Genomic DNA, 21,567 nt, shown 5'->3' on the forward strand with positions numbered 1-21,567 from the left:
ATTTTCAATTTAATTGAAGTCTATTTTATACCGACAACGCCGATAAGCTCTGTTTTAAAATCGTTAATACGGTTTCTGCTCCGGCACGATTCGGGTTAATTCGGATCATTCGTTTTTCTAACGAAGGATCGGATTGGCGGAAAGTGCCGGAAACCCGATAAAACAATGGCGGAACTTCATATTTTGATTCCGCACCGACAGGATAAGGCAGGGCGCCGAACCGAGTCGCAATTTGTAATACCTGTTCAGCAATTTCATCAAAAAATTCGACAATCAATACTTTTGATTGCGCATTGACTAAAAATGCCGATTTTACTTGTGGAATAACCCCGTTATTAAGCCGTGCAACCAATTCGTCATTGACCTGTGCCTGAACCGCTTGCATCACCGGCGCAAAAACCAAGCCTCGCAATACTTCCATAGCCAAATGCCCCTGAATTTGACAACCGCCTGAATAGTGCGATTGCCGAATTTTTGTGATTGCGGCTGAATCGCCGACAACAACGCCGACACCTTCCGGTCCGAATAATTTAAAACTGGAAAATGTGGACAGGGTTGCTCCTAATTCACAGCCAATATTCATCACTTTCATCACTGCATAATTATCATCAACCAAGGTCGGAATCTTTTTTTCCTGACAAAATGTCAGGATCTGCGCCAAATCAAAACGGTCCTGTGGTTGTTGCCGTGTATGCTGAACCAACACGGCATGCGGTTTGAAATATTCCAATGCCGTTTGAAACTGATCAAGCTGATTAAAATCAGCCTCAACAACCTCTAATCCCATCCGTTCAAACGTGGTTTTCGTCGTTGGATAAATCGGCGCCGTGTGGATTAAAATCCGTTGGTTGGCTTTTAATAATGCGGCTAAGCCTTCTCGGATTGCGCCGCTACCGGCACCCTGTACTAAAACCGCCGCTTCGGCTTGAAAAAAGTCGGCTATCGCTTTTTCAACAAGAAAGGTGGTTCTCGGTTGATTAAAACCGCACTTTAATCCGAGATCGGCCCCAAGTAAAAATTCACCGTCGGTAAAATGCCGTGTAATTGCCGCAACCAAATCAAACTGCTTTTGCATCGCTTGGGATAACGTCAGGCTTTGAAGCGGAAATGTTTTCATTTACTATCCTCCCTCAATTTATTGCTGTTCTATTGCAAAATACGGTTTGGATTGTGCTGTAAAATAATTTCAATATCCGCTTCCGCCACCCCGCGTTCAAATAATAACGGGATAAACCGTTCGAACAAATAAGCATAACCAATGCCCCCATTTGCTCTCAAATGCGACTTGCGCGTGATATCCATTGAAAGTAATAATTGTTGCCGATAACCGCACTTGACAGCCTGACTGAATAAATCAGCCCTAAGTTCGTCCGACTGATAATTTAACTTTCCAATCGTATCGAATTCAACATAAGCCCCCCGGTCTAACAAACGGAATAAATAATCCCGATCACCGGCTAAATCGGTATGCCCGATGATAACACGTTCTGAACTCAGCCCCATTTGCACGAATAAATCTAATTGTTCCTCGCCGAAGCGCCCTAATGATGTGTGCGTTGTCACGCATTTACCGGTAGCCAGCGCCGCAAGTGCGGCCGCTTGTAATAAACGGTATTCATCGGGACTAATCCGCTCAAATCCACTTCCCACTTCACCGATAATACCGGCTTTACGCCCGCTATTTTCAATGCCTTGCTCAATTTCATCGATAAAGCGTTGAGCAATTTGCTCGGTGGTTTGCCGATAAAACCAATCAGGCAAAAACGGGGCTTTATAACAACCGGTTGCAGAAACAATCTCAAGACCGCTTTGCTGCTGAATCTGTTCCACATACGGAATATTTCGCCCCATGCCGATATTGGTAACATCAACAATACGCTCAACTCCGAGTGTTTTCAGATAGTTAAACTCTTCAATCATTAACTCAAAACGGTCTAACAGACAATCATCATTATTTTTGACTTTCGATAAATCCAAATAAATGTGTTCGTGCATTAAGGTGTAGCCCATTATCTCCCCCTTATTACAATCCAACGAGGCTTAAGACATTGGCAACAATTCCAACAATAATCGTGGCGACCGGTCCAATTGCCATCTCGACCAAAGGACGTTTTGACGTGCGGTTAAGCAAGTAAATTCCGGCAACAATCATAAAGCCCATGCCCGGCAAAATCGCATTGGACGCGATCATACCGCCGACCAACAAAGATACTTCGAGCATTTTGGTAATGGCGGTACGGATATGATCGCCACAGGCTTTTACGCCGGGATATTTATCTAACCACAACGCAAGTTGCGCTAAAAACCGCACTTCTGCCAACATAATCACCACACCGGCAATAAAGGCTAAAATCGGATTATCTAACGCCAACCCTGCCACAAAAACAAATTTCATACCGTCAGGAGAATAAACGCCGGTTGCGATTGCCGTTGTGCCGACAAGCGGAATAAAGCCGATCGCCCTTGCCAATGAAACTAAGGTTGCGCTGGTTTGCTGATCTTGCGCCATTAATTGTAGCGACACCGGACCTTCGGCTAATAAGCTGAATGACATGGTTGCCGCCACTGCGGTTAAACCACCGCTTAATGAAAGAAGCAACCAATTTTTTTGAATACGTTTTACACGTTCAGAGAATAAACCCAGTAACATTTCATTACTGCCTTTTTCGCCGTCCGCCAAAGGTTTTGCTTTTTCACGCATTGCAAAATAAAACATCGCAATCATTGAAAAGAGCAACGCCACCCCGTTCGGATCGATTTTCACCGGCTTCAAGGTTTCATCGCTAAACTGAATTTCACCAAATGATTTGGTTAAGGCATAACCGATAATAGTAGCAATTAAAACCCAAATGCCCTTTTTATAACCATATTGATAAGACACAACCAATGCCGGGAAAATAGCAAAACAGGCAATAATCGGATCACCGACTTTACTCAGGGAGCTAATAAAATTCACCGGCATCATCGCAAACAATTCCACTACCGATTTTAAACCGACCATTAATCCAAGTGCATATATTGCGCCTAAAACCCCGGAAAGGATAAATCCTTTGCGATTGTCCGGTGTCCATGTTCCGATAACATCTGTACCCAATAACAAGCTATGAACCAGAATGATCGGTGCAGTAAGCGAAAAGGGAATGCCAAAGCCAATCACCAAACCAAAACTGAGTGCAAAACTGGTCGCTGCAAGGGCTTTTCTGCTCATTCGCCCTTCGACGTATTCAGGTACTAACGGACGTAATCCGTCGTGAAAAACCGCAATACTGCGATTTGCCATCATAGCGGAAATTGCCCCGATAACCGCCATCAATATCAAATGCTGTAATGGAATTTCCATTAATTTAGTTAAAATTTCCATAGGTTACTCCTTCAACTCCGGTCTGAAAGACAGAATTGATTATCAGGACATGACCACAAACCTGAATGTCAATATTTGTCTCTTTCGTTCATTATCATGCCCCGTTTTTTGCAACTAACAAGCTGACCACAAGGGGCACAATACCGCCAATATCCTGTGCCGTAAAACCAAATGCGACTTTGCCTGAATGTACCGCTTCTGCAATTTCACTATCTGATAAGATTTTGCCGGGCATACCCAATGTGGCACAACGCCCGGCCCCTAGAATAGCAATCGCCATGGCTAAAGCGCCGCCGCCACCGGTATTACAAGCCCCAAAATAGTAATCAGCGTTGCCGGACTGAATTGCCATTGCCGCTTCGATATCATTCAACACGGCAATTTCAACAACTCGTCCTTGTTTCATGAATTCATCGGCTAATGCTACTGCCAATGCCTCTTTTTCAATTTGTCCACCTACTACAATTTTCATTTAGCCTCCTGATTGCACGCAATCGATAAGGAATGATGTTCCATTTTCCGTGGTTTGCGCTGCAAAAAAATCACATGCCGACGCACCGACATCAGATAATGTTGCACGTTCACCAAGGTAATGCCCTTGTTGCTGCTGTCGATAAAGCAATAGCGGTACTTTTTCCCGGGTATGCCGGCTATGCCCGATAGTCGGATCATTGCCGTGATCCGCCAATACCACGAGATAATCCTGTGGCTTCATCGCAGCCATAATTTTCTCAAGCCAATGATCGACCACTTGTAAGCGATCCGCATAGCGCGCCACATTTTGTGCGTGTCCTGCCAGATCCGTTTCTTGAATATTGGTACAGATAAAACAACTGCCACGCTGTTGCACATGTTTTAGGGTGAAAGCGAGGATTTCATCCGAATCAACCAATTGCCTATAATTGATACCCCCGCTATTTTCAACAATATCAGCGACTTTACCGATTAATACCGTCGGAATGCCTTGTTGCCGTAACAGATATGGAACCTGTGCTTTCGCCTCAACGCCATAACCAAGATGCGCAACTTGAAACCCACTGTCATACGCGCCTGATTTTGGCGCATTCACGCCAATATATTTTCCTTGTTTCGTCTCAATTGCCGCGAGAATAGCTCTGCTATCTTGCAATAAACCGCCAAATGCAATCACCCGCCCAACTTTGGCAATTTTTCGTACCGCTCTGCCAATGTCAAGAATGGTATCAAAGCCGACCGCACTAATATTGCCGGTAATATTATAGACCTGCCCCAAATCCGCCTCTAAATTGTCGCCGATCGCAATGTGGCAATTCACCCACAGCAGCGCTAATCCCTCATGAATAATACGTTCGACCTGATAACCCCGTTTTATTAAGCAACATTCAACTTGCTCAATAATCTGACTAAAAGGAGCGATTAAGGGCTGCTTCGGCTTTGTTCCCATAATCTCCTGATGTCCCATAAAGGTATCACCACCTTGATGTTGCAATAACGCCGTACCATAAACCGCACTTTGTGAAAATGTCATGGGCGGATAACACTTACCCAGCACATTCATCAACCCCAATTTTTCCAGCATCGGCAAATGTAATTGCGGGCTTTGTTGCAGAATATGCTCACAAGTATTTGCACCAATATCTTGTGGGCGAACTTCCGCCACATCGGGCATTTCCCCCACACCAAAGCTATCAATCACAAGTACAATAAACTTTTTATCCATTTTGCCCCCATGTTACCGACTAATCGGATTGCCCAAACCGTCATAAACACCAATAACATAAGGCTCGCCACTGCTATGATGATCGATTAAAACAACATCGCTGCGCGTCACGAAAATTTGGCTACGAAAACACATAATGACGGGCTCGCCGACGGAAAAATGTCCTTGTAGCGGCAAGGTATAATCAATATTGTCATTGGCAAAAGGCAAAAGTGCGGTTGTACTTAAATCCTCGCCGACAAGTGCCGATTGCGCATTTCCGCGTCGATAATAACCACCGCCAAAACAATAGGAGTTACCGTCAAATTGATGTGAAATTTCACTGAGATACAACATTGCAACGACTTCCGGTTGATCGCCCTGCACATTTAACGGAATTGTTCCGGTCAAAGCATGCCCGGGTTCTGCATGAGTTGCCCCCATTTTAGCTAATAAAGGAAGCCCGTTAATGCAAGTCGAAGACGGCGCATTGATTTGCGTTACACGAATCGCACATTGTTCTAAAATCCGTTTTGCTTTAATTAACGTATGAAAATTATGTGTTGCCGCTAATCTCCGCTGCCTTTCATCAAATAATAAACAGGGAAAGTGGGTCACACCGACAATTTTAACGGAAGCCAGTTGCTTAACTTGCTCGACAAAATCGGCTAAATCCGACAAATAAATACCACTTTCTTGTCCGGGATAGAAAACATCTCCATCTGAACACACTTTAATCAAAAGCGATTGTATTCTCCCCAACTGCGCTGCGATTTTTGCTATCTGCTGTGCTTTTTTAAGTGAATAAACCGTAATAACTTCAGGCTGATGCTCTAATACCTGTTTCAGCATTGCTGTCGGCGTTTGCACCAAATGTCCGAGGTGAGAAACCGGCAACTGATGCGAGTAATACTGGCGCGCCTCTTTATAATCCACTGCGACCATTCCCTCAAATCCCAACTCCAATAAACGCCGTGATAAATAAGGATTCCGCCCAAATTGCTTTGCCATCAAATAAAGTGAAATATCATATTGTTTAGCGCAACTAAGCAATTTTTCGCCATTGCGTAAGACCTGCCCGACATCAATAATGTAACTATCCGGCAAAACCACTCCTTTCTTCCATAAACTGAGCGCACTACTAAGCAATCGTGGATTCTGCTTTTTTAAAGCATGAATAAACATTCTTTAATCCTCATTTTTTTGAAGATTTAGCCTAAAACAATTAGCTTGAGCTAAGCTAAGGCTATACCAATTCGCAATCAGATAACTGTTTTCCGATTCAGGAATAACCAAATCGGGCAATTCAGATTGAATCAAGGCTAACATATTATGATGGTAATCAAGTAACTGCGGGTATATCTCACTGGATTGAATTTCTTGCATACTGTCAGCATCTAAACCGATTGTTTCAATGTTATTCTGACGAATTCTCATTAATGCCATGGCAAGATGTGTTAATAACATTTCGACTTGGGGCGTTTGGCAATCGATTTCCGATTGCAATAGCCATTGGCGAATCTTCGAAATAATATGTAAAACGCATTTATCAATCATATTCGCTCGGTATAAAATCTCAAATCGTTGCATAATTCGTCCTTAATATGACGGCTCTATTTTTTCATTCACCACTAACTGTTGATGTTGCAAAATAGTTTCACGATCTGCATACAAATGAAATAGTTGCTTAATTTTTTCATTCCCTTTTTTAATTAAAATTACCGCTTCTGTCGCACGATTAAACAGCTCATTATTTTTAAGCGGTTTAAATGTCAAATGATGTTTTTTAAAATCATTTCTATCACCAATATTCCAAATCACCCCGTCAATAATATGATTTTTTAACAGCGAAAAACTGTTGTTATACGTAATAGGGACAATCTCTATCGCTTGCCCGGCAAAATACCATTCAGTGAGCTTCAACTGATCGGGTGAACGGATATCAACCCCGATTTTCTTTAATGTATTCTCTGGCTCATCACGGCAAATCAGCCCATGTTCCTGCACATAAGAACCTGCTCCCAGCCTCATCAAAATCTCTAATTTACCCTGTTCCAACCAATGTTCACAGGCTAAGTGAGAACTCACGGCAAGATCATAAATCCCATTATAGAGACACTCTAATCTCGCTTCGGCACCGCGCATATGCGCAAAATAGAGCGGAATATTTTCAAATTGCAACTTAAGTCCGCTGGCTAACCCTTCATATAATTTCGTATAGGGTAACGGCATCACACAAACTAAACTTGAAATATTTAATAATGTTACCAACTGATGCGGGTTAATATTTTTTAAATAAGAACCTTGGCAGCCTTTTCGTTCCAAATAGATAAACTGGTTACTTTCTAGGGTTTTTAATGCTTTTTGGATTACACCGACAGAAATACCAAACTGCTCCGACAGCCGGCTGATCGTTTCTATACGTTGTCCCTGCTCAATATTTAAAAAATACTGCGCCAACTGGAAAAGCGCAATGTAATCTTTTTTTATAAAATCAGTATCAATCATTTTTTATACAGAGAATTCATTTTTTTGAAGATTATAAGGGGTAATAAAAATAAAAAACATGAACTGACTCACAAAATGAAATAAAAGAATAAAAAAAGACGTTCTGCTCAGAACGCCTTTTCATCAATTCGTTACTTGATTAGATTATTTCTTACCGCGCGAATGCAGTCCTTTTTTCTCCAAACCACGATAGATCAACTGTTGTTGGATAATCGTGATCACGTTGGAAACCAACCAGTACAATACCAGACCGGCCGGGAACCACAGGAAGAATACGGTGAAGATAACCGGCATAAACATCATGATTTTCTGTTGCGTCGGGTCAGCAACCGGGGTTGGTGACATTTTTTGCAACAGGAACATCGAGCCGCCCATTAATAACGGCAGAATGTAATACGGATCTTGTGCCGATAAGTCTTGGATCCAGCCGAAGAACGGCGCGTGGCGCAATTCGACCGCTTCCATAAATGTCCAGTATAATGCGATGAAAATCGGCATTTGCAGCAGGATTGGCAAACAGCCGCCTAACGGGTTCACTTTTTCCTCTTTGTACATTTTCATCATCTCTTGGCTCATGCGCTGTCTGTCGTCACCGAAACGCTCGCGCAGTTCTTGCATGCGCGGTTGCAGCATACGCATTTTCGCCATGGAGGTGTATTGTGCTTTGGTCAGCGGATACAAAATCGCTTTCACCACGATGGTGACGCCGATAATCGCCAAGCCCCAGTTAGATACAATGCTTTGGATAAATTGTAGTAATTTAAACAATGGCTTAGCAATAAACCATGCCCAGCCGTAATCCACGGTTAAATCCAGATTCGGCGCCACGGCTTCCATTTGGTTTTGCAGTTTCGGACCGGTCCACAATTTACTGCTGACGGTTTGGCTTGCCCCGTCGGCAATCACTTCGGTCGGCGCACGGAAACCGATAAAGGCAAAGTCTTTATTGGTGCTGGTATACAGTTGGTTATCCGCATGTTGATCCGGAATCCACGCCGTCACAAAGTAGTGTTGTAACAACGCGACCCAACCTTGCTTGGTCGCCACCGCCAGATTGGCTTTTTGCATATCTTCAAAACTGTATTTTTTGTAATTGGTTTCAGAAGAAGAATAGGCACCGCCGGTATAAGTCGGCATGGCTAAGTTGCTGGAAACATCAATCAGGCTGTGTTTGATTTGCGCATACGGCTGCAACTCAATCGCTTGTCCGCTTTGGTTAGTGATTTGGTAATCCACATCCACCGCATAGCTGCCACGGGTTAAGGTGAAGGTTTTGATCACTTGCACGCCGTCTTTTTCCAGCGTGAGCGGGATTCGGATTTGATCTTGTCCGTCTGCCAGTTTAAAGCTGTCGCCGCTGATTTGATATTGCGCACGCCCCGCCGGAGTATCGATCCCATTTTTGCCGATCAAACCGCTTTGTGCGATGTACACTAAGTTATTATCGCTTTGCATTAATGAAAACGGCGTATCGGAGTTTAATGTTTCATCATATTTCAACAAATCGGAATCAATCACATCCCCGCCCAAGGTGTCGATTTTCAGACTTAAGACATCATTTTCCACGCTGATAATCCGCCCTGTGGTTTGCGTGTCCACCGTTGCGGTTGAACCTGACGCTGAAGGCGTGTCGCTGCCGTTATTTACGTTTGTGGTTTCCGCCGGCGCCGGTTTTGGCAACACATAATCAATTTGCCATTGCCGGTACACCAGAAACGAGACAAACAGTAAAGCAATAACTAGTAAACTGCGTTTTGAATTCATTATTTTTCTCTTCGGTTAGATGTGTATTGGTCAGATATCGAATGCGTACGGCTTGTTGCGTCGCCGTGTTTTCCATCACAATATTTCGGCGGCACGGGGTCATCGCCGCCCGCACTTAAAGGGTGACATTTTAATACACGTTTCAGCGTAAGCCAACCACCTTTTACTGCCCCGTGCGTTCGGATCGCCTCTAGCCCATATTGTGAACAAGTCGGATTGAAACGGCAGCGCGGTCCGAGTAGCGGACTGATACCCAGGCGATAACCTTTAATCAAAACAATCAGGATTTTTGCGCCAAACGACGATGACGTTGCCATAATTTATCCAAAATCTCGGTTAAAGTGCGGTTATCCAATTCCCCGATACCTTTTCGCGCCACCACCACAAAATCCATTGCCGGCAATTGATGTTGGTGCAAACGGAAATATTCACGGCAAAGGCGCTTGATCCGATTGCGTTCGTGCGCACGTTTCAGGTGCTTTTTAGCAACGGTTAATCCTAAACGCGGAATACCGAGTTGGTTGGGTCTGGCTAAAATGGTGATTTCGGGACGGCTTGCGCGGACAGGCTGTTGGAAAACGGTTTTGAATTGTTCGGGAACCAGCAAGCGCGATTCCCGAAGAAATTGATGCTTAATCACGGAAATGATTAGCGCGGTCAATTAAGCGTTGTCTATTAAGCAGACAAACGCTTACGACCTTTTGCACGACGGCGTGCCAACACTTGGCGACCGTTTTTAGTTGCCATGCGTGCGCGGAAACCGTGAGTACGGCTACGCTTTAATACTGATGGTTGAAATGTACGTTTCATAACTAATCTCTACTTATTATTTAATAAAGGTTTCTCAAGGATACTTCAGGCATCGCTCTTCTCCTTCCCTCTTCAAAGAAAGACTTTACGACGACCACCCAAAAATAAGGAACGGAATTTTAATCGCAAACGGCGGATAAGTCAATTTTAGATTCACAAAAAGCGGGAATTTATTTGCCGCAAGCCAATGTCCGAATTTAAACTGATTTACACAGGTTAGTAAATCGCCGATAATCACCTCAATACTTCAACACGAGGATTGATGATGAAAAAATTATTTTCCGCCTTATTCATCTCACTGTTGCCGATCTCCGCCCAAGCGGCAAAATGGAACAACACCGCACTTGAGCAATCCGCCGAGCAATTGATTCAACAAATTGACGCCTTTTTAGCCCAAGCGCCACAGTCCGGTTTATATCAACAATTCGATCAAACACAGCTGAGCGAATTGTACCAACACGCCGCCGGGCAAGCGCGAATCAATCCCAATGCCGCACTGAGTTATGCCAATCTGAAAGACAAACAAGCCTTCAATCAACTACTGTTTAAACTCGCTGATAACCGCCTGTACGGCAACACAAAAATTCCTTATTTCTATTTATATAGCCGAAATAATCCTGACGCCACCGTACAATACGATTTTAACCAAGCCTTAATTTATGACGGACAAGACAATACCGAATTTGCCTACACCCGTTTTCAACGCTGGGTCTCGCAGCACAATACGGTTGCCAGTGAAAAAGCATGGCGGAAGTTTGTTACTAATTATGGTTTTAATCTGCAACGGGTGAATGTGGATCAGTCGTCCGATTTACCCCAAGTTTGCCTAAGCTTCAGCCAAGTGGTCAATCCCGAGCCGTTGCAAAACTGGCAGCAATTCCTGACGGTTAGCGATCACAGCAAGCTGCAATGGCAATATCGCGGCGATCAACTCTGTTTTACCGGCGAATGGGGACAAGATTACCAAATTCAAATCGATCCGAAACTGCAAAGCGAATATCATTTACGTTTGAGCAACGACACCGATAACGAGCGTCTGATCAAAACACAAGTATCCACCGGACAACGGGAACCGGTGTTGCGTTTTGCCAATAACGGCACGCTGCTTAATGCCTACGGCGAACGCAATCTCACGTTAGAAACCGCCAATGTATCACAGGTGGATTTGGCATTATGGCAGATTCCCGCCAATAACTTGGCCAACTCTCGAATCCGTGAATTGATTGCCACCCCGAATTCATTCTATTCATGGACGGTGAATTCATTACTGGAAGATAACGCCCGCCTGCTGTTTAACGGGCATTTCCGAGTGGAGAATGCCGAACCGAACAAAACCGCGAACAACAATATTTTATTGGACGATCTGAGTCCTGAACTGAAAGCAGGATTCTATGTCTTACGTGCCAAACAAAATGGTGACGACTATAATACCACGAATATTGCCTTTGCCTTAAACACCCAAGGCTTCACCGCCTATAAAACCCCGCAAGGCTTATGGGTGGAAGTACGGGATTTAGACAGCAAAAAGCCGCTGACCGGACAAACGCTGACCCTATACGCCAAAGATAATGCCATTCTCGCCACCGCCAAAACCGATCGCAACGGCGTGGCGTTTTTCGCACAAGCCGCCGTCAGCGGACAACAAGGCGCGCAACCGAGCCATGTGATCAGCCTTGATCAACCGCATTTAGGGTATTTGGATTTAATCGACAACAGTATTGATTTATCAAATAAAGGCTTGTCCGGCGAGTTGGAAAATCCGTTAATGCAGAGTTGGATCTGGTTTGACCGTGGCGTCTATCGTCCGAACGATCTTGCCAATGGTATGATGTTATTCAAAACTCCGGACGGCAAGCCGTTCCATTCCGCCTCGATTTGGGCGACTTTGCAACGCCCCGACGGCAAAACCTTTTCCGTGGCCGAGCTGAAACCGCACGCCAATGGCGCTTATTATTTTGAGCAAGCATTCAGACCCGAAGTGCGGTTAGGCAGCTGGAAACTCACCCTATCGCTTGCCAAAGACGGCAAGGGCTATTTGGCACAGCATACCCTCCCGGTCGCTGCGATTCTGCCACAGCAAATCGAAGTGAAAACCCGAGCGGCAACCGCCCAATTAACCCAAAATCAGACCGCACTTTTCAGCGTGCAAGCCGATTGGCTCTACGGGGCGCCGGCAAGCGGACAAAGCGGTTATATAAACTGGCAAGTGCAACCAACTGACAAGCCGATTAACGGCTGGCAAGATTGGCAAATCGGCTTATTCGATGAAAAAATCAATGCGATTTCACAAAACGAAAGTTTGCCGCATACCAACGCCAACGGACAAAGCCAATTCTCGCTAGCGTTGGATAATATGCCGCGCAGCAGCAAACCGTTACAGTTAAACCTGCAAAGTACGGTAATCGAGCCGAACGGACAGGAAGTCAGCAGCAAACTGCAACTGCCGATCCAACGTGCGCAACCGTATGCGGCGTTAAAAGTCAATGATCGCCTCGCTGAAATTGCCTTGATTAACGATAACGGCGAACCGCAAAACGGTACTCTGAATTGGAAACTGTATCGGGTCAGTTACAACTGGTATTGGTCGAACAGCGGCGGTTACTGGCAGTACAACATCAATGAAAACCGCACTTTGGCACAACAAGGCACAATTAATATCAACGCCAATGGCAATAATCGTCTCGAATTACCGATTAACGACGGTAGCTGGGTGCTGGAAGTGCAGGGTGAAAATCACCTGACCGCGGCGTCATTGCCGCTTGAATACGGCAATTGGACACAACCGAACATCAACAATGCGCCGGATACCATTTCAATCAGCAGCGACAAAGCCCGCTATCAAAACGGTGAAAAAGTCAAAGTGCGGTTGCGTGCGCCGTTCGACGGACCGCTCAGCGTCAAACTGGCACAGCGTGAAATCCTTGAAAATCATCAGCTGAATTTCAAAAACGGCGAAGCCGAACTGGAATTTAACTGGCAAGATGACTGGGCGCAAGGCATTTGGTTGTTGGCGAACGGCTGGAATGAAAACCCAAACGAAAATCAAAATCTGCGTGCGGTCGGTTTGCATTGGTTAGGCAATGATTTAACGGCGATCAAGCTGGATCTGCAACTGGATCTGCCAAGCGAAGTGCTGCCGAGCCAAACCATTAATTTACCAATCCGCCTGAAAAACAAGGCGACACAACCGAGTTGGTTGCAAGTCGCGGTGGTTGACGAGGGTTTATATCAGCTCGCCAAAGCCAGTTTTACCGATCCGCAAACGGCGTTCTACGGCAAAAAGCAGATGAATTTGGAGATGTTCGATATCTGGGGCAATGTGATCAAACAACTGAAAGCACGGCAAGCGGCAATCCGCAGTGGCGCGGGCGCTGATGAAGCCGGCGATATCGGCACGATGGCATTGCCGGAACTGGATATTGATTTGCTGACCTATTGGTCGAAACCGATACTATTGGACCAACAAGGTAAAGCGCAACTTGATCTTGCCCTACCGCAATTTAACGGTAAAGTGCGGGTGATGGCGGTTGCTTGGAACAGCGAGCAAATCGGCACGGCGGAACAAACCTTAACCGTCAAAGAACCGCTGGTCAGCCAACTGATGACCCCGTTATTTTTGACGAACGGCGATCAAGGCGAAGCCAAAGTGCGGTTGCACAACACCAGCGATAAAGCGCTGCAACTGAATGTGGAACTGAGCGCCAATCCGTTAGTGCGATTCAGCGATAACAAAAGCCGCCAAGTCATCAAGTTGCAACCGCAGCAAGAGATGACCCTGAACCGCACTTTTGCCGTTACGCAAAGCGGCAAAGCCGAATTCGAGCTGCAAATCAGCGGCGATATTGAGAAAAAACTGCAACGCTTTGCCGACGTGCGCAAACCAGCGCTGCCGTTTAACCGCTTAAGTTTGGCGCAACTGAACGGCGGCGCAAGCTGGCAATCCGCCCCGCTTGCCGCCAACCAAGGTGCGCTGTTCAAGCAAAAAATCACCTTGTCGAACCGTGCGCCGTTTGATCCACAAGAAGTGTTGGATTATCTGGCGAGCTACCCTTACGGTTGCGTGGAACAAACCGCCAGTGCGGCATGGAACAACCTGTTATTGGAGAACCTGATTGGCGGTTACCAACTGGCTGCGGATCGCTACCCTGAGCCAAGCCAACGAAAAAATAACCTTAACAATGCGCAATTACGCTTAGCCAATTTGCAGTTGAGCGACGGCAGTTTCTCGCTTTGGGGCAATGACGACAGCGATCTGTGGCTGACGGCGTACAGTGCCGATTTCCTGCTCAATGCCAAAACGGAACTGGCGCAACAAAGCACCCTCAACCGCACTTTAAGCTATCTCAACCAAGCGGTGAACAATGCCGATTACCGTCGTTTTAACCGCGCCACCGCTGACAGCACCGCCTATGCTTATGCCTTATATGTCTTGGCGAAAAGCGGGGAATCGGTGCAAGGCGCGCTGTTGCGCGCGCTACCGATAGTGGCGGAAGGCAGTGAAATTTATCCGGCACGGCTGTTTATTCTGAACGGATTGCTTCAGCAAGGCGAAGTCGGCAAAGCCGCGCAACAACTGGCGCAAATCGCGCAAGCGCCGCAAGCGGTCAGTTTCGGTTATGCCAACTACGGCGGCGCATTGCGCGATTATGCCAATTCGATGGTGTTGTTGTATGAATTGCAAGCGCAGATACAACAGCTGAATCTTGCCGATGCGCAATTAAGCGCAAACGTGGAAAAAGCCACAAGTGCGGTCTGGTCGGCATTGTTAAACGAGCTGAAATCCAGCCATTATTTCAGCACCCAAGAAGCGCATTGGTTAGCCAAACTGGCGACGTTATTGCCGCAAACCCAACAAGAAACCGAGTTGTTGGTTAACGGCAAGAAAGTGCGGTTTGACCGCCTAACCACCTTGCAGTTAGACAAAACGCCGACGGTGGACGTGGTCAATCAAGGGCAAAATGCCGCCTTTATTACCCTGAATCAATGGATTGAGCCGACACAAGCCGCGTATATCAGCAATGGTTATAAGCTGAACTTGAGCTATTATGATCTGCAAGGCAAAAAACTTGATCCGAGCAAGTTAAAACTGAATCAATGGGTATTATTGGAATTTGACATCGCCAAAACCGATAGCGCGCCGAAAACCAATGCGGACATGATGTTGGTTTATCCGCTGCCAGCCGGTTTTAAACTGAGCGACAATATGCCGTTTGCGTCGCCGAACGAAGCGGAAAACGGTGCACCGCAGCTGATCGCGAACTTCAGTGAGAACCGTGACGATCGTCATTTAGCCGCCTTTACCTTTGATAAAGATCAAACCAAGTTGCTGCACCGAGTCGTGGTGCGTGCGGCACAAACCGGCAGTTGGCAAGCGCCGGCGTTGAGCTTGGAAAATATGTACCAACCGCAATACCGGGCACAAACGCCGTCGGCGACGGTAGTAATTGCACCCTAGATGATCACTTGGTTGAAAAAAACATTAACCGCACGCCGCAATCAATATCTGTTATTGATTGCGGTGCTATCGGTTTTTGCCCTGCCCCGTCTGTTAGACCGCCTGTTTCCGCTGGATTTACAGCGCTATCAACAAACCGCCACCATCGTCACTGACCGCAACGGCGAATGGCTGCGCGGCTATTTGTCGGCAGATCAACATTGGCGTTTGGCGTTGGAAACCGAACAACTGCCGCTCGATTATTTACGCCTGCTGATTACCTACGAAGATCGCCGTTTTTACCAACACGGCGGCATTGATTATTTGGCGATTGCGCGTGCCGCCGGGCAGAATCTGGCTAGCGCTAAAATCGTGTCGGGGGCTTCTACGCTCAGCATGCAAACCGCCCGTTTGCTAATGCCGCATTCGCGCGACTGGCAAGGCAAAATCGGCGAACTGTTTCGCGCTTGGCAGTTGGAACGGCACTTCAGCAAAGAACAGATTTTGCAAATCTATATGCAACTTGCGCCAATGGGCGGCAATTTGGAAGGGATCGCCGGCGCCAGCCGTTATTATTTTAACAAACCTGCGGATAAATTATCGCTGGCGGAAGCCGCTTGGTTGGTGTCGCTGCCGCAATCACCGCACTTTTACAATCCGCTGCGCTATCCGGAACAAGCCAAGCAAGCGCGCAATCGCGTGCTGCAACGGGCATTCGCATTCGGGCAAATCACGCAGGAACAATACCAAAATGCGGTTGCGCAGGCGCTTGAAATCAATCCGACCCCATTCCCGTTTTCCGCACCGCACTTTACCGATCGCCTCAAACGCACGCAGCCGAATGCGCCGCTGATTCGCAGCAGTTTAGACAAACCGTTACAGCAAGGTTTGGAAAGCCTGTTACAACACAGCCTGCCGCAACGCCACCCTAACGGCAATTTGGCGGCGGCGATTATGGATAATCACAGCGGCGAATTTTTAGCGTACGTCGGCTCGGCGGACTTTTTTTCCGTCGCACGCCAGGGGCAGGTGGATATGCTACAAGCGATCCGCTCCCCCGGTTCGGCGTTAAAACCGTTTATCACCCTGTTTGCCTTCGATTGGCTGAATTATCAGCCGACCACCCTGATTCAAGATACGCCGATTGTCGATGATAACTATCAGCCGAATAACTACGACGGCGCCTATCAAGGGGAAATCACTCTTGCCAGCGCTTTGCAACGCTCGCGCAATGTACCGGCGGTGCGTTTGCTGCGGGCGATCAATCCGTTTCGTTTCAACAGCCACCTGCAACGGCATGGCCTGCCGCTCTATCTGCCGCCCAATGCGCAGCCCAACCTCGCCCTTGCTTTAGGCGGCGTCGGGATCAAAGGCACGGATTTATTGCAACTCTACCGCACTTTGGCAAATTGCAGTTACGGCATGGCAAGTGCAAATCCGTTGGCTTCGCCGCAAAGCTGTTGGCAAGTAACGGAAATTCTGCAACAAAACCAAGATCAAAACGGGCGGTTATTTTGGGGCAAAGAACCGGTGGCGTTTAAAACCGGCACCGCATACGGCTGGCGCGATCAGTGGCTGTTCGCCTACACCCGCGATTACAGCATGGTGTTATGGGGCGGACGTGCCGACGGCAAATTCGCCACTCGCCGTGCCAGCGCGGAAGATCTGATTCCGTTGCTGCGTAAAGTGATCGGCTTGTTGCCCAATCCGCCGCGTGAATACCGCGCCCCAAGCTATCCGCTTGCCATTCAGCACGGCAAACTGCCGCCTCGTTTGCAGCGCGTCGAACATCCCGCTTCAAACCGCACTTTAACAACAAAAACATCGGCTTTGTCGATTATTGCACCGTTAAATCACAGCCGATTAGAGCTGCCGCAACGGCAAGATCTCACCCTGCAAATCAGCGGCGGCACCCCGCCCTATCTCTGGTTTTTGAATGACCATCTGATTTACCAAGGCAATGATCTGCGTTACTTGTTAAGCCAAAATGACAATCAAACCCAACAAAGCAGTTATCGTTTAGTGGTGATCGATGCCGACGGCAACAGTGCGCAAAGCGATTTCAGTCTGCGATTTAACCAAGTTGAAAACAGTAAACGCGAAAATCGGGTAAAAATAATTCGATCAGCTTCCCCAATGAAATCGCAACCGGTTGATAAAAATTAACTCTGCAAAATGCAAGCAGTTTTTTTTCGTTTTTTAGCGATCGATTCAAGATCTTAAGTGCGGTTTATTGTATGATTACGTCTATTCCCAAACATAACAAAACTCAATGATTATTGGAGCGTCCCCCGTGTCTTCCCTTTGGCAGGATTGTCTTTCGCATTTACAAGATAAAGTATCGCCGACCGATTTCAGCACTTGGCTGCGACCGTTACAGGCGGATTTAGATCAGGAAATGTTGGTGCTGTATGCCCCGAACCGTTTTGTAATCGGTTGGGTGCAAGATCGTTATTTGAGCCAAATTAAAGACACGGTGCGTTTTTTATCCGCCAATCCGCAATTCAAAGTCAAACTGGTTGAAGGGATTAAACCGCAACACAGTGCACCAGCGGCGCAAAGTGCGGTCGCCGGCGAAGCCGCAAAAGCGGCGGAGGAAAGCAAGCCGTTTCGCAGCAATCTGAATCCGAAACATACTTTCGATAATTTTGTCGAGGGGAAATCCAACCAAATGGCACGCGCAGTGGCGCAAAAAGTGGCTGATAATCCGGGCAGTTCCGATTCCAATCCGCTTTATCTCTACGGCGGCACCGGTTTGGGCAAAACCCACTTATTGCACGCCATCGGCAACGGCATTCTGGCGGATAATCCGAATGCCAAAGTGGTGTATATGCATTCCGAACGTTTTGTGCAGGAAATGGTAAAAGCGTTACGCAACGACAAAATTGATCATTTTAAAAAGTTCTATCGCAATCTTGACGCGTTGCTAATCGATGATATTCAGTTTTTTGCCAATAAAGAGGGCACGCAGGAAGAGTTTTTCCACACTTTCAATGCGTTATTCGAAAGCAACCACCAAATTATTCTGACCTCGGATCGCTACCCGAAAGAGATCGAAAAAATCGAAGATCGCCTCAAATCGCGTTTCGGCTGGGGCTTAAGCATTGCGATTGAACCGCCTGATTTAGAAACGCGAGTGGCGATTCTGATGAAGAAAGCCGAAGAAAGCGGTATGGATTTGCCGGAAGAAGTGGCGTTTTTTATCGGGCAAAAATTGCGTACCAATGTGCGTGAACTGGAAGGGGCGCTGAATCGGGTGCGCGCTTGGTCGGATTTTAAAGGCGAACACATCACCATTGATCTGGTGCGCGAAGCCTTGAAAGATATGTTGGCATTGCAAGACAAGCTGGTGACGATTGAAAACATTCAAAAAATCGTGGCGGAATACTACAAAATCAAAGTCTCGGATTTGAAATCCAAAAGCCGCTCACGCTCGGTCACCCGCCCGCGCCAATTGGCAATGGCACTGGCAAAAGAGTTGACCAACCGCAGCCTGCCGGAAATCGGCAAAGCCTTCGGCGATCGCGATCACACCACGGTGTTGCACGCCTGCCGTACCATTGCGGATTTGCGCGAAAAAGACAATAATATCCAAGAAGATTTCTCTAATTTAATTAGAACGCTATCAGCATAACGTATCGACATAAAAAGAAAACAAGAGGTTGAATATGCAATTCTCGATCACAAGGGAAAACCTGATTAAACCCCTGCAGCAAGTTTGCGGCGTGTTAAATTCACGTCCACCGACAGCGGTATTGCATAACCTGCTGCTACAAGTGGACGGCAACCGTTTAATTCTGACCGGCACCGATTTGGAAGTGGAACTGTCCACCCAATCGCAATTGAAAAGTGCGGATCAGGACGGTTTTTATACTATTCCCGGCAAAAAGTTTTTAGATATTTGCCGCAGTTTCTCCGATGATGCCGAAATTAAAGTGGCGTTTGAAGATGATCGCGCCATCGTCAGCAGCGGTCGCAGCCGTTTCACCCTTTCTACCCTGCCGGCTGCCGAATATCCGTCCTTGACCGACTGGCACGCGGAAGTGGATTTCACCGTACCGCAAGAAACCTTGAGCCGTTTGATCGACGCAACCCAATTTTCGATGGCGAACCAAGACGCGCGTTATTTCTTAAACGGTATGAAATTTGAAACCGAAGGCAACCTGTTGCGCACCATTGCCACCGACGGACACCGTTTGGCGGTCTGCACCATTGCCTTGGAACAATCGCTGCCGGATCATGCGGTGATTGTGCCGCGCAAAGGCGTGCTGGAACTCAACCGCCTGTTGAACGAACCGGAACAAAACGTGCGCATTCAAATCGGCACCAACAATATTCGGGTGCAATTCGAGCATACCGTGTTCACTTCCAAACTGATCGACGGTCGTTTCCCGGATTACCGCCGCGTGTTGCCGCGCAATGCCGATCATATTATCGAAGCCGATTGGGCAACGTTAAAACAAGCCTTTTCCCGCGCGGCGATTCTTTCCAGTGATCGCATTCACGGCGTGCGTTTGGCGTTAAGCCTGAATCAAATGGGAATTACCTCCAGCAATGCGGAAAAAGACGTTGCCGAAGAAGTGATTGATATCCAATATGATAATGATGAAATGGAAATCAGCTTTAATGTCAGCTATTTGTTGGATGTGTTGAATGCCTTGAAATGCGACAAAGTGCGGTTCCGTTTCAGCGATTCCAATTCCAGTTGTCTGATTGAAGACTGCAACGAAGCCAGTGCCGAATATGTAATTATGCCAATGCGCTTATAGTTCGACGTTATGGCTCTGACCCGATTAATCATCAACGCCTTTCGCAATTTGCAAGCCGTGGATTTTGAACCGAATCCCGGCTTCAATTTTATTGTCGGCAACAACGGCAGCGGCAAAACCAGCCTGTTGGAGGCGCTCTATTATCTCGGGCACGGACGTTCGTTTAAAAGTGCGGTCAGCCAACGGATTATTCACTACGATCAACCGCACTTTACCCTGCACGCGCGTATGCACGAGCAGCAACACGATTGGGCATTGGGCTTGCAAAAAAACCGTCAGGGCGACACCACGGTCAAAATCAACGGCGAAGACGGCAATAAAATCGCAGATCTGGCACAGTTGTTGCCAATGCAGATTATCTCTCCCGAAGGCTTAACCCTGTTGAATGGTGGACCGGCGTTTCGCCGCGCCTTTTTGGATTGGGGCTTATTCCATCATCAAGCGGAATTTTATGCGCTGTGGGCAAGGCTGCGCCGCCTGTTAAAACAACGCAATGCCGCCCTGCTGCAGACTTCCCGTTATGCAGCGTTAAAAATTTGGGACAGTGAGCTTTCGGTATTGGCGCACCAAGTCAGCGACTGGCGCAAAAGCTACGCCGACACCCTGCGCCCGAATATCGAGCAAACCTGCCGTTTGTTTCTGCCGGAATTGGAGGTTCAGGTCAGTTTTCATCAAGGCTGGGATAAAGAAACCGATTATGCCGAGCTGTTGGCGCAAAATTTTGAGCGCGATAAAAATATCGGTTACACCGTCTCCGGCCCGCAAAAAGCCGATTTTCGTTTTAAAGCCAACGGTTTGCCGGTCGATGACGTACTGTCGCGCGGGCAACTCAAACTGCTGATGTGCGCCCTGCGTTTGGCACAAGGCGAACATTTAACCGCCACCAAACAGCGTAATTGTCTGTTTTTGCTTGATGACTTCGCCTCCGAGTTGGATCAAACCAAACGCAGTTTATTGGCTGAACGCCTGCAACAAAACGGTTCACAAGTCTTTATCACCGCCATCACCCAAGAGCAGTTAAAACAAATGCCGTTGACAAAAGGCGCGTTGTTTGAATTGCAAAATGGGAAGTTAGTGCAATTGAGCTGACCGCACTTTTCTCTCGTTCATCTTAAATTTAGCTATCGGGTTTCGCCGATGGCTAAATTTTAGATGAATGAAAAAAATCAAAGTGCGGTCATACCTGCAAAATACACACATTCAACTCAAAGAAAAAACACAAAATACAGCCAAAATCTGTTAT

At 46.9% G+C, this 21,567-nt stretch carries 17 protein-coding genes; 5 read left to right on the forward strand and 12 right to left on the reverse strand.

Features of this window, described 5'->3' with window-relative positions:
- Window positions 1–25: 25 nt before the first annotated feature.
- The 12 genes from ACQ31U_RS01205 to rpmH all read right to left on the reverse strand — a co-directional run bounded on the left by ACQ31U_RS01205 (window position 26) and on the right by rpmH (window position 10,121).
- The gene (locus ACQ31U_RS01205; RefSeq protein ID WP_431053144.1) at window positions 26–1,117 is read right to left on the reverse strand and encodes an aminotransferase class I/II-fold pyridoxal phosphate-dependent enzyme; all 1,092 of its coding nucleotides are present in this window, start codon (window positions 1,115–1,117) and stop codon (window positions 26–28) included.
- A gap of 29 nt (window positions 1,118–1,146) precedes the next feature.
- Window positions 1,147–2,010, reverse strand: a complete 864-nt coding sequence (locus ACQ31U_RS01210) for a phosphotriesterase family protein (RefSeq protein WP_431053146.1) — start codon at window positions 2,008–2,010, stop codon at window positions 1,147–1,149.
- A gap of 13 nt (window positions 2,011–2,023) precedes the next feature.
- Window positions 2,024–3,361, reverse strand: coding sequence for a YhfT family protein (locus tag ACQ31U_RS01215; protein ID WP_431053148.1), 1,338 nt, complete (start codon window positions 3,359–3,361; stop codon window positions 2,024–2,026).
- Window positions 3,362–3,455: 94 nt separating this feature from the next.
- Complete coding sequence (locus tag ACQ31U_RS01220) at window positions 3,456–3,833, reverse strand: DUF2620 domain-containing protein (protein WP_431053150.1); 378 nt, start codon at window positions 3,831–3,833, stop codon at window positions 3,456–3,458.
- Window positions 3,834–5,060 (reverse strand): phosphopentomutase, encoded by a 1,227-nt coding sequence (locus tag ACQ31U_RS01225; RefSeq protein WP_431053152.1) that lies wholly within the window; start codon window positions 5,058–5,060, stop codon window positions 3,834–3,836.
- A gap of 12 nt (window positions 5,061–5,072) precedes the next feature.
- A complete protein-coding gene (locus ACQ31U_RS01230; RefSeq protein WP_431053154.1) occupies window positions 5,073–6,146 on the reverse strand; it encodes an alanine racemase in 1,074 nt (357 codons plus the stop codon).
- 81 nt (window positions 6,147–6,227) lie between these two features.
- Window positions 6,228–6,629, reverse strand: coding sequence for a PRD domain-containing protein (locus ACQ31U_RS01235; protein WP_431053156.1), 402 nt, complete (start codon window positions 6,627–6,629; stop codon window positions 6,228–6,230).
- Window positions 6,630–6,638: 9 nt separating this feature from the next.
- Window positions 6,639–7,547: a GntR family transcriptional regulator YhfZ gene (gene yhfZ / locus ACQ31U_RS01240; RefSeq protein ID WP_431053158.1), complete on the reverse strand. Its 909-nt coding sequence runs from the start codon at window positions 7,545–7,547 to the stop codon at window positions 6,639–6,641.
- Between the two features lie 144 nt (window positions 7,548–7,691).
- A complete protein-coding gene (gene yidC, locus ACQ31U_RS01245) occupies window positions 7,692–9,311 on the reverse strand; it encodes a membrane protein insertase YidC (RefSeq protein ID WP_431053160.1) in 1,620 nt (539 codons plus the stop codon).
- Window positions 9,311–9,628, reverse strand: a complete 318-nt coding sequence (gene yidD / locus ACQ31U_RS01250) for a membrane protein insertion efficiency factor YidD (RefSeq protein ID WP_431053161.1) — start codon at window positions 9,626–9,628, stop codon at window positions 9,311–9,313. Before yidD ends, yidC begins: the two co-directional genes overlap by 1 nt.
- A complete protein-coding gene (rnpA, locus tag ACQ31U_RS01255; RefSeq protein ID WP_431053163.1) occupies window positions 9,592–9,951 on the reverse strand; it encodes a ribonuclease P protein component in 360 nt (119 codons plus the stop codon). Before rnpA ends, yidD begins: the two co-directional genes overlap by 37 nt.
- Before the next feature lie 35 nt (window positions 9,952–9,986).
- Window positions 9,987–10,121: a 50S ribosomal protein L34 gene (rpmH, locus tag ACQ31U_RS01260; protein ID WP_084255372.1), complete on the reverse strand. Its 135-nt coding sequence runs from the start codon at window positions 10,119–10,121 to the stop codon at window positions 9,987–9,989.
- Window positions 10,122–10,383: 262 nt separating this feature from the next.
- Between rpmH and ACQ31U_RS01265 the strand changes: the two genes are divergently transcribed.
- From ACQ31U_RS01265 to recF, 5 genes are all read left to right on the forward strand, one after another.
- The gene (locus ACQ31U_RS01265; RefSeq protein ID WP_431053165.1) at window positions 10,384–15,576 is read left to right on the forward strand and encodes an alpha-2-macroglobulin family protein; all 5,193 of its coding nucleotides are present in this window, start codon (window positions 10,384–10,386) and stop codon (window positions 15,574–15,576) included.
- A 12-nt stretch (window positions 15,577–15,588) separates the two neighbouring features.
- Complete coding sequence (gene pbpC, locus ACQ31U_RS01270) at window positions 15,589–17,721, forward strand: penicillin-binding protein 1C (protein ID WP_431053167.1); 2,133 nt, start codon at window positions 15,589–15,591, stop codon at window positions 17,719–17,721.
- Window positions 17,722–17,827: 106 nt separating this feature from the next.
- Window positions 17,828–19,189: a chromosomal replication initiator protein DnaA gene (gene dnaA, locus ACQ31U_RS01275; RefSeq protein ID WP_431053169.1), complete on the forward strand. Its 1,362-nt coding sequence runs from the start codon at window positions 17,828–17,830 to the stop codon at window positions 19,187–19,189.
- Window positions 19,190–19,223: 34 nt separating this feature from the next.
- Window positions 19,224–20,324: a DNA polymerase III subunit beta gene (dnaN, locus tag ACQ31U_RS01280; RefSeq protein ID WP_431053171.1), complete on the forward strand. Its 1,101-nt coding sequence runs from the start codon at window positions 19,224–19,226 to the stop codon at window positions 20,322–20,324.
- Window positions 20,325–20,333: 9 nt separating this feature from the next.
- Window positions 20,334–21,413: a DNA replication/repair protein RecF gene (gene recF, locus ACQ31U_RS01285; RefSeq protein ID WP_431053173.1), complete on the forward strand. Its 1,080-nt coding sequence runs from the start codon at window positions 20,334–20,336 to the stop codon at window positions 21,411–21,413.
- The last annotated feature ends 154 nt before the right edge of the window (window positions 21,414–21,567 follow it).

The sequence above is a fragment of the Testudinibacter sp. TW-1 genome, assembly GCF_050613185.1.
Lineage (GTDB): Bacteria > Pseudomonadota > Gammaproteobacteria > Enterobacterales > Pasteurellaceae > Chelonobacter.

Excerpts from the sequence above, each read along its gene's own strand:
- yidC (WP_431053160.1), bottom strand. The coding sequence starts at position 9,311 with ATGAATTCAAAACGCAGTTTACTAGTTATTGCTTTACTGTTTGTCTCG.
- dnaA (WP_431053169.1), top strand. The coding sequence starts at position 17,828 with ATGATTATTGGAGCGTCCCCCGTGTCTTCCCTTTGGCAGGATTGTCTT.
- dnaN (WP_431053171.1), top strand. The coding sequence starts at position 19,224 with ATGCAATTCTCGATCACAAGGGAAAACCTGATTAAACCCCTGCAGCAA.
- ACQ31U_RS01210 (WP_431053146.1), bottom strand. The coding sequence starts at position 2,010 with ATGGGCTACACCTTAATGCACGAACACATTTATTTGGATTTATCGAAA.
- ACQ31U_RS01225 (WP_431053152.1), bottom strand. The coding sequence starts at position 5,060 with ATGGATAAAAAGTTTATTGTACTTGTGATTGATAGCTTTGGTGTGGGG.
- ACQ31U_RS01205 (WP_431053144.1), bottom strand. The coding sequence starts at position 1,117 with ATGAAAACATTTCCGCTTCAAAGCCTGACGTTATCCCAAGCGATGCAA.
- yhfZ (WP_431053158.1), bottom strand. The coding sequence starts at position 7,547 with ATGATTGATACTGATTTTATAAAAAAAGATTACATTGCGCTTTTCCAG.
- rpmH (WP_084255372.1), bottom strand. The coding sequence starts at position 10,121 with ATGAAACGTACATTTCAACCATCAGTATTAAAGCGTAGCCGTACTCAC.
- recF (WP_431053173.1), top strand. The coding sequence starts at position 20,334 with ATGGCTCTGACCCGATTAATCATCAACGCCTTTCGCAATTTGCAAGCC.
- ACQ31U_RS01265 (WP_431053165.1), top strand. The coding sequence starts at position 10,384 with ATGATGAAAAAATTATTTTCCGCCTTATTCATCTCACTGTTGCCGATC.
- yidD (WP_431053161.1), bottom strand. The coding sequence starts at position 9,628 with ATGGCAACGTCATCGTCGTTTGGCGCAAAAATCCTGATTGTTTTGATT.
- ACQ31U_RS01215 (WP_431053148.1), bottom strand. The coding sequence starts at position 3,361 with ATGGAAATTTTAACTAAATTAATGGAAATTCCATTACAGCATTTGATA.
- ACQ31U_RS01235 (WP_431053156.1), bottom strand. The coding sequence starts at position 6,629 with ATGCAACGATTTGAGATTTTATACCGAGCGAATATGATTGATAAATGC.
- ACQ31U_RS01220 (WP_431053150.1), bottom strand. The coding sequence starts at position 3,833 with ATGAAAATTGTAGTAGGTGGACAAATTGAAAAAGAGGCATTGGCAGTA.